13 protein-coding genes are annotated in these 12,738 nt (G+C 61.8%); 11 read left to right on the forward strand and 2 right to left on the reverse strand.

Translation table 11 applies throughout. From position 1 onward, the window contains the following. Positions 1-41: 41 nt before the first annotated feature. The gene (gene hemB, locus CYG48_RS04040) at positions 42-1,055 is read right to left on the reverse strand and encodes a porphobilinogen synthase (protein WP_118849199.1); all 1,014 of its coding nucleotides are present in this window, start codon (positions 1,053-1,055) and stop codon (positions 42-44) included. A 141-nt stretch (positions 1,056-1,196) separates the two neighbouring features. Here hemB and CYG48_RS04045 point away from each other — a divergent pair, with 141 nt between their 5' ends. Together CYG48_RS04045 and ldtR are read left to right on the forward strand one after the other, a co-directional pair. Then, positions 1,197-1,634 (forward strand): DUF6163 family protein, encoded by a 438-nt coding sequence (locus CYG48_RS04045; RefSeq protein ID WP_118849200.1) that lies wholly within the window; start codon positions 1,197-1,199, stop codon positions 1,632-1,634. Between the two features lie 234 nt (positions 1,635-1,868). Continuing rightward, positions 1,869-2,384 (forward strand): transcriptional regulator LdtR, encoded by a 516-nt coding sequence (gene ldtR, locus CYG48_RS04050; protein ID WP_118851489.1) that lies wholly within the window; start codon positions 1,869-1,871, stop codon positions 2,382-2,384. Positions 2,385-2,493: 109 nt separating this feature from the next. On the opposite strand, the gene CYG48_RS04055 is transcribed toward ldtR, so the two are convergent. Next, a complete protein-coding gene (locus tag CYG48_RS04055; RefSeq protein ID WP_118849201.1) occupies positions 2,494-2,694 on the reverse strand; it encodes a hypothetical protein in 201 nt (66 codons plus the stop codon). Between the two features lie 302 nt (positions 2,695-2,996). On the opposite strand from CYG48_RS04055, the gene CYG48_RS04060 reads away from it, so the two are divergent. The 9 genes from CYG48_RS04060 to CYG48_RS04100 all read left to right on the forward strand — a co-directional run bounded on the left by CYG48_RS04060 (position 2,997) and on the right by CYG48_RS04100 (position 12,708). Then, on the forward strand, positions 2,997-4,325 hold the full coding sequence (locus tag CYG48_RS04060; protein ID WP_118849202.1) for a L,D-transpeptidase family protein: 1,329 nt from the start codon (positions 2,997-2,999) through the stop codon (positions 4,323-4,325). A 179-nt stretch (positions 4,326-4,504) separates the two neighbouring features. After that, positions 4,505-5,794: a serine hydroxymethyltransferase gene (glyA, locus tag CYG48_RS04065; protein ID WP_118849203.1), complete on the forward strand. Its 1,290-nt coding sequence runs from the start codon at positions 4,505-4,507 to the stop codon at positions 5,792-5,794. A 30-nt stretch (positions 5,795-5,824) separates the two neighbouring features. Then, complete coding sequence (gene nrdR / locus CYG48_RS04070) at positions 5,825-6,304, forward strand: transcriptional regulator NrdR (protein WP_118849204.1); 480 nt, start codon at positions 5,825-5,827, stop codon at positions 6,302-6,304. 4 nt (positions 6,305-6,308) lie between these two features. Further along, the gene (ribD, locus tag CYG48_RS04075) at positions 6,309-7,397 is read left to right on the forward strand and encodes a bifunctional diaminohydroxyphosphoribosylaminopyrimidine deaminase/5-amino-6-(5-phosphoribosylamino)uracil reductase RibD (protein WP_118849205.1); all 1,089 of its coding nucleotides are present in this window, start codon (positions 6,309-6,311) and stop codon (positions 7,395-7,397) included. After that, complete coding sequence (locus CYG48_RS04080; RefSeq protein ID WP_118849206.1) at positions 7,397-8,011, forward strand: riboflavin synthase; 615 nt, start codon at positions 7,397-7,399, stop codon at positions 8,009-8,011. Before ribD ends, CYG48_RS04080 begins: the two co-directional genes overlap by 1 nt. Before the next feature lie 152 nt (positions 8,012-8,163). Further along, the gene (gene ribH, locus CYG48_RS04085; protein WP_118849207.1) at positions 8,164-8,622 is read left to right on the forward strand and encodes a 6,7-dimethyl-8-ribityllumazine synthase; all 459 of its coding nucleotides are present in this window, start codon (positions 8,164-8,166) and stop codon (positions 8,620-8,622) included. 4 nt (positions 8,623-8,626) lie between these two features. Next, positions 8,627-9,106 (forward strand): transcription antitermination factor NusB, encoded by a 480-nt coding sequence (gene nusB / locus CYG48_RS04090; protein ID WP_118849208.1) that lies wholly within the window; start codon positions 8,627-8,629, stop codon positions 9,104-9,106. Between the two features lie 15 nt (positions 9,107-9,121). Next, positions 9,122-10,351 (forward strand): MFS transporter, encoded by a 1,230-nt coding sequence (locus tag CYG48_RS04095; protein ID WP_390920616.1) that lies wholly within the window; start codon positions 9,122-9,124, stop codon positions 10,349-10,351. Between the two features lie 215 nt (positions 10,352-10,566). After that, the gene (locus CYG48_RS04100; RefSeq protein WP_118849210.1) at positions 10,567-12,708 is read left to right on the forward strand and encodes a sodium-translocating pyrophosphatase; all 2,142 of its coding nucleotides are present in this window, start codon (positions 10,567-10,569) and stop codon (positions 12,706-12,708) included. Positions 12,709-12,738: the final 30 nt, after the last annotated feature.

Consider the following 12,738-nt stretch of genomic DNA (forward strand, 5'->3'; position numbering starts at 1 on the left):
GTCACCTCAGAATATGGTGTCGGGGATGTTCCACCACAAGATCAGCCGTTCCTGGCGAGCTTGCGGGCCACGTCCATCGCGAAATAGGTAAGGATTCCGTCGCAGCCGGCGCGCTTGAAGCAGAGAAGCGTCTCCATCATGATCCGGTCGCCGTCGATCCAGCCGTTCATCGCGGCGGCCTTGATCTGGCTGTATTCGCCGGAGACCTGATAGGCATAGGTCGGCAGGCCGAAAGCCTCCTTGATGCGCCAACAGATGTCGAGATAGGCAAGACCGGGCTTCACCATCAGCATGTCGGCACCTTCCTCGACGTCGAGGGCCGCGTCGCGCAGCGCTTCGGTGCCGTTGGCTGGCGAGATGTAATAGCTGTTCTTGTCGCCCTTCAGCAGGCCGCTCGTATTGATTGCCTCGCGATAGGGGCCATAGAAGCCCGACGAGAACTTCGTGGCATAAGACATGATGCCGACGTCCTGGTGCCCGGCGGCATCAAGTCCGCGGCGAATGGCGCCGATGCGTCCATCCATCATTTCCGACGGTGCAATGATGTCGGAACCTGCGTCGGCCTGCATGACTGCCGCCCGGACGACCTGGTCAACCGTCTCGTCGTTCAGGATGACGCCATCGCGCAGGATGCCGTCATGGCCGTGGCTGGTGAACGGATCGAGTGCGACATCCGTGATGATGCCGATGTTCGGGACGGCCTTCTTGATCGCGGTTGTCGCCTGGTTGATCAGGTTGTCGGCGACAAGGCTGTTCGAGCCGGTCTCGTCACGCAGCTCCATTTCGATGTCGGGAAAGGTAGCGATCGCCGGAATGCCGAGGTCGGCCGCTTCCTTAACGGCTTCCACCGCCTTGTCGACGCTCATGCGGCTGACGCCCGGCATGGCAGCGATCGGATCGACGATGCCGGTGCCGGGAACAAGGAAGATCGGCCAGATCAGGTCGTCCACCGTCAGGCGGTTTTCCTGCACCATGCGGCGCGTCCAGTCCGCCTTGCGGTTGCGTCGCATGCGGCGATGGCCGGTTACCTCGTCGACCAGATGCGTCTTGTCCATGGCTGCGCTCCATTCCTTGAAATAGTGCGGCGGGTCTTATCATGGTGCAGGCTGTTTATGAATGGACGTCTTGCCGCATCATCCCGGGATGACAAACCTAGGGCGCTGGCGCATGCCGGAACTGGGCACTATGTTGCCTGCATGGAGCCTGATTCACCCGCAGTACCCAAGCGTACCCTGACTGAGATACTCTATGTCATCTTCCTGCGGATGGTGGCGATCGCCTGTTTCTGGTTCGGCCTGCAATATTGGGCGATGCTGGTGGGTTATTCGCTGAACGGGATGGCCCGCTTTGATCTCCTGGTGCTGCCATGGAAAGTGGCAGCTTCTGCGCTGGCGGTTCTGTTTCCCGTCGCCTCGCTCGGGTTGTGGCTCACGGTCTCCTGGGGGCCCGTTCTCTGGACCATCGCCGCCGTCTCGCAGATCCTGATGTATTCCGTCTGGCCTGAGATCTTCGGCCCCAACCATGTCGTGCCGCTTCTGCATGGCTTGGTGGCCGCCCTTTACATCGTGTTTCGCCTCTCGCTGTGGCTCGAAGCCCGCCGAAAGGCGGAGCGGGTAAGGATTGATTTACCCTGACCCTAAAGCTTTGACGGCCGTTTTTGGCCACAATTTTTGCTTCAAGTCATTGATATTGCTGATGGTGTAATTTGCCGCCGCCTGGGGTCCGTCGGGCCGGGGCAGGGGTGCCTTGTGCGTTAACCTGTTGTTAAGCGTGTGTTTTAAGTCGAATTTTATGCGTATTGCTTAGGGTCTGTCTCAAGGCGGGAAGAAAACAAACACCGCCAAACAAAACAGAGTGAGGCAGTCATGATGAACACGAAACTGAAGCCGCAGGCGGCACCCGCAGTAGCAGATACCCAGGAAGCAACCGTTCGTGCACTCTACCTCGAGTCACTGCATCTGGTCGAGCGCCTGCACCGTCGTCTTCTCGATGTGATCAAGGACGAGTTCGACCGTCAGGGCCGCGACGACGTCAACGCAGTCCAGGCTCTCCTTCTCTTCAACATCGGCAATTCTGAACTGACTGCCGGCGAACTCCGCTCGCGTGGGTATTATCTCGGCTCGAACGTTTCCTACAACGTCAAGAAGCTGGTCGACCTTGGCTTCATCAACCACCAGCGTTCGCGCATCGACCGTCGCTCGGTTCGCATCAGCCTGACCCCTGCCGGCCAGGAAGTCGCAGAAACCGTTGCCAAGCTCTACGAGCGCCACATCGGCTCGATCGAAAAGGTCGGCGGCATCGGCGAAAGCGAATTCACCCAGATGAACAAGCTCCTGCAGCGCCTCGACCGCTTCTGGAACGACTCGATCATGTACCGCCTTTAATCCACTAAAGGCTTGCGGACACTCAGAGCACCTCCAGTCATGAAGTGACGCGCACGGGCGCAACGAGGCATAGCGATGTGCCTCGTTACGCCCGTTTCAGCGTTGCGCTTTAGTTGTCCTGAGGCTTCAAGAGATCCGGGTCGACGGCAACCGCCTGCCAGCCCGATGGGCGCAGGCCACGAACCTTGTCCGGCCATTCGCACACCCCGTTCTCGTCAACGTATCCGACCCATTGCGCACTGGCCAACTGGTCGAACCGCAGGAAGGCAAGCCTGCCTGGTACCAGTTCAGAAGTCGATTGCCAGTGCATGCAGTTCCCCGTTTTAGTTGATTGCGCAACGAGGTATCAAACGCTGCTTGCATGAGGCTGGTGGCGAAGGCGCCAACGGACATCGGTCATAACGGCATAACACGGCTTCGTGACGCGGATGCACCTGACACGAATTGGCCATATTGCTATGGGACCGGCGAGAACGAATTCCGGCCATTGCCGCTCTTCACAAGATCGCGAAGACGGCGAAAACGATGGCCGGTGGGGCATTCCCTAGCGCGTTATTAACCATATCCCTGTAGGCGTCATCTTCAGATGCTTGGGACCAGACGGATATTGTGATGTCGAAGAAGACCGGACCTGACTTTATTTCCCGTCGCGCCTTGCTGCGTTCGGCGGTTTCTGCAGGGGCTGCGGCCCTTGCTGCACCTGCGCTAGCCCAGAATGCCATGGATGACGTGATCAGCGCGCCGCGTCGCGGCACCTGGGATGACCAGTTCGATGCCAGGACCGCATCGCGCACCGCGGTTTACGTCACGTCCAACAACCCGGTTCTTGGTCCGCAGGGTCCTGCCAATATCCAGCAGGCCATCATGGACTACCAGCAGATCGTCGCCAATGGCGGATGGCCGGAAGTCAATTCGGGCCAGCGGCTGCGACTTGGCGTGGTTGATCCTTCTGTCCAGCAGCTTCGCCAGCGCCTGATGATTTCCGGCGACCTGCCGCGCGAAGTTGGCATGTCGTCCGCCTTCGACTCTTATGTCGATGGCGCGGTGAAGCGCTTCCAGGCGCGCCACGGCCTGCCGGCAGATGGCGTGATGGGCGAGTACACGATCAAGGCGATGAACATCGCCGCCAACGTGCGTCTTCGCCAGCTCGAAACGAACCTCGTTCGCTTGCAGTCTATGTCCGGTGACCTCGGTCCCCGTTACGTGATGGTCAACATCCCGGCCGCCTATATCGAGGCCGTCGAGAACTCGCGCGTCGCGCTGCGCACTGCCGCTGTCGTTGGTCGTATCGACCGCCCGACCCACACGATCAACTCGAAGATCTACGAAGTCATCCTGAACCCGTACTGGACCGCGCCACGTTCGATCGTCGAAAAGGACATCGTGCCGCTGATGCGCAAGGATCCCACCTATCTGGCGCGCAACAACATCCGTCTCATCGACGGGCGCGGCAACGAGGTTTCGCCGGAATCGATTGACTGGCACGCGCCGAAGGCCCCGAACCTGATGTTCCGCCAGGACCCGGGTAAGATCAACGCGATGTCCTCGACGAAGATCAACTTCCACAATCCGAACAACGAATACATGCACGACACGCCCCAGCAGGGCCTGTTCAACAAGCTGATGCGTTTTGAGTCCTCGGGCTGCATGCGCGTCCAGAACGTGCGCGACCTGACGACCTGGCTGCTGCGCGATACGCCCGGCTGGTCGCGCCAGGAGATCGAACGTGTCATTGCCGCGCGCCAGAACACGCCGATCAAGCTTGCCCAGGAAGTGCCGGTCTACATCGTCTACATCACGGCCTGGTCCGCCAAGGACCGTGTCGTGCAGTTCCGCGACGACATCTACCAGATGGATGGCAACCAGGAACTGGCGCTGCAGACCACCACCGGCATCGAGCGTCCCGCCGGTTCGCCGGACGAAGACCTGCTGCCGCAATAAGTTCCGGATCGACTATATCGAGGGCCGCGCATCACCGGATGCGCGGCCTTCGCATTTCTCACTTACCCCGCGTCTTCAAGCCTTCAAATGTCGCTGCGTGTATTGCCCTGCAAGTGGCGGAACGCTAAGACGCGACATCGCATGCACACCCCATGCTACGCCCTTGAGGAGCCCTGCACATGTCGAACACCAACGCCTTCTTTTCCCGCCCGCTTGCCGAGTCCGATCCGGACATTTTCGGCGCGATCGAGAAGGAACTGGGTCGCCAGCGTCATGAGATCGAACTGATCGCTTCTGAAAACATCGTGTCCCGCGCGGTGCTGGAAGCGCAGGGATCGATCATGACCAACAAGTACGCGGAAGGTTACCCGGGCAAGCGGTATTACGGCGGCTGCCAGTTCGTTGACATCGCCGAGGAACTGGCGATTGAGCGCGCCAAGAAGCTGTTCGGCGTCAATTTCGTCAACGTGCAACCCAACTCGGGTTCGCAGATGAACCAGGCGGTCTTCCTGGCGCTCCTGCAGCCGGGCGACACCTTCATGGGCCTCGACCTCAATTCCGGGGGGCACCTGACCCACGGTTCGCCGGTCAACATGTCCGGCAAGTGGTTCAACGTCGTGTCCTACGGCGTACGTGAAGGCGACAACCTGCTCGACATGGATGAAGTCGCCCGCAAGGCCGAAGAACACAAGCCGAAGCTCATCATCGCCGGTGGCACCGCCTATTCCCGCATCTGGGACTGGAAGCGTTTCCGCGAGATCGCCGATTCCGTTGGCGCCTATCTGATGGTCGACATGGCGCATATTGCCGGCCTTGTTGCCGGTGGCCAGCATCCGTCGCCAATCCCGCATTGCCACGTTGCCACCACCACGACGCACAAGTCGCTGCGTGGCCCGCGCGGCGGCGTGATCATGACCAACGACGAGGATATCGCCAAGAAGGTGAACTCGGCCGTGTTCCCCGGCCTCCAGGGTGGCCCGCTGATGCACATCATCGCCGCCAAGGCTGTCGCCTTCGGCGAGGCGCTGCAGCCTGAGTTCAAGGACTACGCGGCCCAGATCGTCAAGAACGCCAAGGCACTCTCGGAAACGCTGAAGGCCGGCGGCCTCGACATCGTATCGGGCGGCACGGACAACCACCTGATGCTGGTCGACCTGCGCAAGAAGAACGCGACCGGAAAGCGCGCGGAAGCCGCCCTTGGTCGCGGCTACATCACTTGCAATAAGAACGGCATTCCGTTCGATCCTGAAAAGCCGTTCGTCACCTCCGGTATCCGCCTCGGCACGCCGGCTGGCACCACGCGCGGCTTCAAGGAGACCGAATTCACCGAAATCGGCAACCTGATCATCGAGGTTCTCGACGGCTTGAAGGTTGCCAATTCGGACGAGGGCAATGCCGCCGTGGAGGCGGGCGTACGCGACAAGGTCGTCGCGATCACCGACCGCTTCCCGATGTACCCCTACATGTAAGTTCGGCTGGACGAGGTTCGAGGAGAGGCGATGCGCTGCCCGTATTGCGGTTCTGAAGATACGCAGGTGAAGGACTCGCGTCCGGCGGAGGATTACACCTCCATCCGGCGCCGTCGCATCTGCCCGGATTGCGGCGGCCGCTTCACCACCTTCGAGCGCGTCCAACTGCGCGAACTGATGGTCACCAAGAAGACCGGCCGGAAGGTGCCTTTCGACCGGAACAAGCTGGTGCGGTCCTTCCAGATCGCGTTGCGCAAGCGGCCGGTCGACAACGACCGGATCGAACGCGCGGTGTCCGGCATCGTGCGCCGGCTCGAAAGCTCCGGCGAGAACGAGATCTCATCGGAAGAGATCGGCCTGCAGGTGCTCGAAGCGCTGAAGAGCCTCGATGACGTGGCTTTCGTCCGTTACGCCTCCGTTTACCGGGACTTCTCGCATGCGGAAGATTTCGAGAAGGTGATCCAGGAGATCAACGCCAAGATCGCACGTGATCCCGGCATCGAGGGCTGAGACCATGGCGGGCGGCGGCAATGACGGGGCCTTCATGGCTCGCGCGCTCGAATTGTCGCGCCAGCATCTGGGCCTGACCGGCACCAACCCCTCCGTCGGCTGCGTTGTCGTCAAGAACGGAGAGATCGTCGGCGAAGCCGTCACTGCGGTGGGCGGCCGTCCGCATGCCGAGACGCAGGCGCTCGAGATCGCGGGTGCCCGGGCGGAAGGTGCCGACGTCTATGTGACGCTCGAACCCTGTTCCCACTACGGCCATACGCCGCCTTGCGCCAACGCCCTTGTCGCTGCGAAGGTCGCGCGCGTTGTTGTCTGCCTCACCGATCCCGATCCGCGCGTGGCTGGTCGCGGCCTGTCGATCCTGCGTAATGCAGGGATAGCGGTCGAGCAGGGGTTGATGCAGCAAGAGGGGCGGCGCACGCTTGCGGGCTACCTCACGCGCCAGACAAAGAACCGCCCGCATGTGACTCTGAAGCTCGCGGTTTCCGCTGACGGGATGCTCGGTCGCCGCGGCGAAGAAGTGACGATTACCGGTCCCGAGGTTAAGCAAGCGGTCTTTCGGCTGCGGGCAGAATCCGACGGCATCCTCGTCGGCATCGGTACGGTTCTTTCCGATGATCCCGAACTGACAGTACGTATTCCGGGCCTGGAGGATCGCTCGCCGATCCGCATCGTCATGGATCGCAAGCTGCAGATCCCCGTGACGTCAAAACTTGTCCAGACGGCGCGGCAAGTGCCAGTGATTGTGTTGGTTGGCGAACAGGCTGCATCCGACGAGACACTGGCCGAGAAGCGCGAGCAGTTGCGCGAGGCGGGCGTCGAGATCGTCCACTGCCGAGACCTTGCCTCCCTGCTGCGGACGCTGGCGGAGCGCGGCCTGTCGTCGCTGATGGTGGAGGGCGGCGCGGTCGTCGCCAGGGCTTTTCTGGATGCCGGCCTGGTCGACCGCATCATCCTGTCCGAAGGCGTCGTGACCGTCGGCGTGGGCGGTCTTGAATCGCCTGTGACGGCATCCGATATGCCGCGAGAATTCACGCTGATCCGGTCGATTGAACTCGGCCGCGACCGCCTTCTCGAATATGAAAGATCATCTTGATGTTTACCGGGATCGTAACCGACGTAGGAACAGTTGCGGCAAAGACGCCGATGGATGAAGGCGTGCGTCTGCGGATCGCGACGAGCTATGACCCGAAGACCATCGATCTTGGTGCTTCGATCTCCCATGCCGGCGTCTGCCTGACGGTCACCAAGCTTCCGGAAGAAGGCAGCAACGAACGCTGGTTCGAGGTCGAGGCCTGGGAAGAGGCGCTTCGCCTCACCACCATCGCAAGTTGGGCCCAAGGCACTCGAGTGAACCTCGAGCGGGCGCTGAAGATCGGCGACGAACTCGGCGGCCATATCGTTTCCGGCCACGTTGACGACAAGGCGGAGATCCTGTCGATCGAGCCGGAGGGCGAGGCGGTTCGCGTGCGTCTGCGCGCACCGGAGCATCTGGCGCGTTTCGTGGCCCCGAAGGGTTCGGTTGCCCTCGACGGCACGTCGCTCACGGTCAACGCCGTCAATGGCACGGATTTTGACGTGCTGCTGATCCGCCACACGCTGGGCGTCACGACATGGGGTGACCGCAAGCCTGGTGATTTCGTCAACTTCGAGGTGGATACCATGGCGCGGTATGCCGCCCGCCTGGCGGAGTTTCCGGCCAAGGCTTGAGCAGGTCGTCACTCACGACCTATTCTGCCCGTGCATTTCAGGGATCCGCTAAATTTGCTTGCCAATCGCGTGCGAGCGTGTTTTGACCGCGGCCTGCCAAATCCCGTAAAATCCGGTCCAGCTTGAAGCGGCCGATTGGAAAAAGGTGACACATGCCCCGCGGAGCCGCACCCCATATCCTCATCGTCGAGGCACGTTTTTACGACGACATGGCCGACGCGCTGCTCGACGGCGCAACGCATGCCCTCAAGGAAGCGGGCGCGACCTATGATGTCGTGACCGTTCCCGGTGCGCTCGAAGTTCCGCCGGCGATCGCCATGGCGCTTGATGCGGCCGAAGAGGGTGGCACCGAATACGATGGTTTCGTAGCACTCGGCATGGTGATCCGCGGCGAGACCTACCATTTCGATATCGTTTCCAACGAATCCTCGCGCGCACTGATGGATCTTGCCGTGTCCGAATCGCTTGCGATCGGGAACGGCATCCTGACCGTGGAAAACGACGAGCAGGCTTGGGCACGCGTCCGCCGCTCGGACAAGGACAAAGGCGGCTTTGCCGCACGCGCAACGCTGACGATGATTGCGCTGCGTGACAAGCTGAACGGTGGTTGATCCAATGACTAAAGAAGGCGAGCACACGGTAAAGCCGGCCAATCAGCGAGGTGCTGCAAGGCTCGCGGCCGTGCAGGCGCTTTACCAGATGGATGTCGGTGGTACCGGCGTGCTGGAAGTCGTCGCCGAATACGAGGCGCATCGCCTTGGCCAGGAACTGGACGGCGATACCTACCTGAAGGCGGATCCGTCCTGGTTCCGCTCGATCGTGTCTGGCGTTGTACGTGACCAGCTGAAGATCGACCCGATCATCCGCTCCTCGCTCCAGGAAGACTGGCCGCTGTCGCGCCTCGATTCGACCCTTCGGGCAATCCTGCGCGCCGGCACCTTCGAGATCCTTGAGCGCAAGGATGTGCCGATTGCCGTCATCGTCACGGAATATGTCGAGATTGCCCGTGCCTTCTTCGAAGAAGACGAGCCGCGCATCGTCAATGCCGTGCTGGACCGTATCGCAAAAGAAGTGCGCGGCGACGCGAAGAAATAAACCGAGGTCATGAGCATGGACGCTGGGCAGCAGGCTCTTCAAACGCAGATGCGAAGCGCCCGACGCAGCGTCATGCTACTCGCTGCCGTCCAGGCGGTGCTTGGCTCGGCCGCACCGATCGCCATCTCAAGCGGATCGCTTGCAGGTTACCAACTCCTTGCCGATGACAAGACGCTGGCCACCGCGCCGATCACCGGCTTCAACGTCGGCACCGCCTGTGGCGCCGTTCTCATCGCCATTCTTTCACGGTCGCTTGGACGGCGCAGCGCCTTCATGCTGGGCTGCCTGATTGGTGCCATGGGTGGCGCGCTCGCAACCATCGCGCTCTTTCGCGGCGACTTCTGGATGTTTGCGGTCGCACTTCTTTTGATCGGCACCTGCGCCGGCTTCACGCAGAAAATCCGTTTTGCTGCAGCCGATGCCTCGCCGAGCCACTACAAGCCGCGGGCAATCTCCTGGATCCTCGGCGCCGGCATTGTCTCGGCCGTGCTTGGCCCACAGGTGGTTATCTTCGCCAAGGACCTGCTGGCACCCGTCACCTTCGCCGGCACGTTCCTCGCCATCATTCCGCTGTGCCTTCTGCCGCTCATCCTTCTCGCCTTCCTGCGCCTGCCGAACACCGGAAGTGCCAGTACCGGTGGCACCTCGCTGCCGGCCCGCCCGCTCAAGGAGATCGTGCTCACGCAACGCTTCATGACGGGCATGATCTGCGGCATTGGCACCTATGCGCTGATGACCTTCGTGATGACCGGTGCGCCGCTCGCCATGGTGATCGGTTGCGGTTTCCCGACCGAGATGGCCGCGCTTGGCATCCAGTGGCACGTGCTTGCCATGTTCGGCCCGAGCTTCTTCACCGGCGCGCTGATCACCCGTTTCGGCGCCGAGCGCATCGTCGCCGCCGGCCTCTTCATCATGATGGCCTGCGCGGTGGTCGCGCATATGGGCGTCGAACTCTGGAACTTCTGGGGTGCGCTGGTTCTCCTCGGCATCGGCTGGAACTTCGGCTTCATTGGCTCGACCTCCATCGTCGCCTCGAGCTACCGCCCGCACGAAGCCGACAAGGTGCAGGGCTTCCATGACATCATCCTGTTCGGCACGGTCGCCCTGTCCTCGTTCTCCTCGGGCAAGGTGTTCGTCACCTGGGGCTGGTCCTTCATCAATCTGGTGATCTGGCCGGTCACGATCGTCTGCCTGGCGCTCCTTCTTGCCCTCGCTCTCAAGAAGCGTTCCCCCGCAAGCACGTAAGCGTTCGTCTCTAGGGCTTGACGCAACCTCATCTCCACCGCAATCTCGCGCTGCGTGAAGGGCCATGTGGCGCCTTGGGAGGGGATTCGGCCTTCACGCGGGAATGCGCATCGTGAAGTGTTGCGGCAATCCTTTTCCTCCGTCGAGTGGGGAGCGTCGCAACGGCATGCCGGAGGGCATGGGCCGTCTGGCGCTTGAGGGAGAGGAAAAAGCGAATGACCGTAATATTGGGTGTGGTCGTATGCGGACTGCTATCGATCATCTATGCCGCTTGGGCGACGCGTTCCGTTTTGGCTGCCGACCAAGGCAATGCACGCATGCAGGAAATTGCCGGCTATGTTCGTGAAGGGGCACAGGCCTACCTGACGCGCCAGTACATGACGATTGCCATCGTCGGCGTGGTGGTCGCGATCCTGGCCTGGCTGCTGTTGTCCGGCACGGCCGCGATCGGTTTCATCATCGGTGCCGTCCTGTCCGGCGCCGCCGGCTTTATCGGGATGCACGTCTCGGTTCGGGCCAATGTGCGCACCGCGCAGGCAGCCTCGCAGAGTCTCGCCGCTGGTCTCGACATCGCATTCAAGTCCGGTGCCATCACCGGCATGCTGGTGGCCGGCCTCGCGCTTCTGGGCGTCTCGATCTACTACTGGATACTGACCTCGGGCCTCGGCCATCCCAGCGGCTCGCGTGAAGTCATTGATGCGCTTGTCGCTCTCGGCTTCGGCGCCTCGCTCATCTCGATCTTCGCCCGTCTCGGCGGCGGTATCTTCACCAAGGGTGCAGACGTGGGCGGCGACCTCGTCGGCAAGGTCGAAGCCGGTATTCCGGAAGACGACCCGCGCAACCCGGCCACAATCGCCGACAACGTGGGCGACAATGTCGGTGACTGCGCCGGCATGGCCGCCGACCTGTTCGAGACCTACGCAGTTTCGGTGGTCGCGACCATGGTTCTGGCCGCCATCTTCTTCGCCGGCACACCGACGCTTGAGACTGCGATGATCTATCCGCTCGCCATCTGCGGCGCCTGCATCGTCACCTCGATCATCGGCACCTTCTTCGTCAAGCTGGGCTCCAATGGCTCGATCATGGGAGCGCTCTACAAGGGCCTGATCGTCACCGGCCTGTTGTCGGTCGTCGGCCTTGCCGGCGCAACGGCACTGACAACCGGATGGGGTTCGATCGGCACGGTTGCGGGGATGGACATCACCGGCACCAACCTCTTCATCTGCGGCCTGCTGGGCCTGCTGGTGACGGCGCTGATCGTGGTGATCACCGAATACTACACCGGCACTGGCAAGCGCCCGGTCGTCTCGATCGCCCAGGCCTCTGTCACGGGCCATGGCACCAACGTCATCCAGGGCCTTGCGGTTTCGCTGGAATCGACGGCGTTGCCGGCAATCGTCATCGTTGGCGGCATCATTGCCACCTACCAGCTCGGCGGCCTTTTTGGCACCGGGATCGCGGTTACGGCCATGCTGGGTCTTGCCGGGATGATCGTTGCGCTCGATGCCTTCGGCCCGGTGACCGACAACGCAGGCGGTATCGCCGAAATGTCGAACCTTCCGCCGGAGGTCCGCAAGTCGACCGACGCACTGGATGCGGTGGGTAACACGACCAAGGCCGTTACCAAGGGTTACGCGATCGGCTCGGCCGGCCTCGGCGCCCTTGTCCTGTTTGCCGCCTATTCCAACGACCTGCAGTATTTTGCGGCGAACGCCCAGCAATATCCGTATTTCGAGGGTGTCGGGGAAATCTCCTTCAGCCTTGCCAATCCTTATGTCGTCGCCGGCCTGATCTTCGGCGGCCTTATCCCGTACCTCTTCGGCGGCATTGCCATGACCGCCGTTGGCCGTGCGGCAGGCTCTATCGTGGAAGAAGTGCGCAAGCAGTTCCGCGAAAAGCCGGGCATCATGGAGGGCAGGGAACGTCCGGACTACGGCCGCGCCGTCGATATCCTGACCAAGGCCGCGATCCGCGAAATGATCGTGCCGTCGCTGCTGCCGGTTCTGGCGCCGATTGTTGTCTACTTCGGCGTGCTCATCATCTCCGGCGGAGACAAGGCCTCTGCCTTCGCGGCGCTTGGTGCCTCGTTGCTCGGCGTCATCGTCAACGGCCTGTTCGTGGCGATCTCGATGACCTCGGGCGGCGGCGCCTGGGACAACGCCAAGAAGAGCTTCGAGGACGGCTTCATCGACAAGGACGGACAGAAGCATTTGAAGGGCTCGGACGCGCACAAGGCATCCGTGACCGGAGACACCGTCGGCGACCCGTACAAGGATACGGCGGGCCCTGCCGTCAACCCGGCGATCAAGATCACCAATATCGTCGCCCTGCTGCTGCTTGCCATCCTGGCCGGCTGATCATCGGGAATAACGAAAAGGCCCGCGAGG

The sequence above is a fragment of the Neorhizobium sp. SOG26 genome (assembly GCF_003491345.1).
GTDB lineage: Bacteria > Pseudomonadota > Alphaproteobacteria > Rhizobiales > Rhizobiaceae > Neorhizobium > Neorhizobium turbinariae.

Bases quoted from the DNA above. Each gene is read 5' to 3' on its own strand.
- CYG48_RS04045 (WP_118849200.1), top strand. From the start codon at position 1,197: ATGGAGCCTGATTCACCCGCAGTACCCAAGCGTACCCTGACTGAGATA.
- glyA (WP_118849203.1), top strand. From the start codon at position 4,505: ATGTCGAACACCAACGCCTTCTTTTCCCGCCCGCTTGCCGAGTCCGAT.
- nusB (WP_118849208.1), top strand. From the start codon at position 8,627: ATGACTAAAGAAGGCGAGCACACGGTAAAGCCGGCCAATCAGCGAGGT.
- CYG48_RS04095 (WP_390920616.1), top strand. From the start codon at position 9,122: ATGGACGCTGGGCAGCAGGCTCTTCAAACGCAGATGCGAAGCGCCCGA.
- ribD (WP_118849205.1), top strand. From the start codon at position 6,309: ATGGCGGGCGGCGGCAATGACGGGGCCTTCATGGCTCGCGCGCTCGAA.
- CYG48_RS04100 (WP_118849210.1), top strand. From the start codon at position 10,567: ATGACCGTAATATTGGGTGTGGTCGTATGCGGACTGCTATCGATCATC.
- CYG48_RS04055 (WP_118849201.1), bottom strand. From the start codon at position 2,694: ATGCACTGGCAATCGACTTCTGAACTGGTACCAGGCAGGCTTGCCTTC.
- CYG48_RS04080 (WP_118849206.1), top strand. From the start codon at position 7,397: ATGTTTACCGGGATCGTAACCGACGTAGGAACAGTTGCGGCAAAGACG.
- nrdR (WP_118849204.1), top strand. From the start codon at position 5,825: ATGCGCTGCCCGTATTGCGGTTCTGAAGATACGCAGGTGAAGGACTCG.
- hemB (WP_118849199.1), bottom strand. From the start codon at position 1,055: ATGGACAAGACGCATCTGGTCGACGAGGTAACCGGCCATCGCCGCATG.
- CYG48_RS04060 (WP_118849202.1), top strand. From the start codon at position 2,997: ATGTCGAAGAAGACCGGACCTGACTTTATTTCCCGTCGCGCCTTGCTG.
- ribH (WP_118849207.1), top strand. From the start codon at position 8,164: ATGCCCCGCGGAGCCGCACCCCATATCCTCATCGTCGAGGCACGTTTT.
- ldtR (WP_118851489.1), top strand. From the start codon at position 1,869: ATGAACACGAAACTGAAGCCGCAGGCGGCACCCGCAGTAGCAGATACC.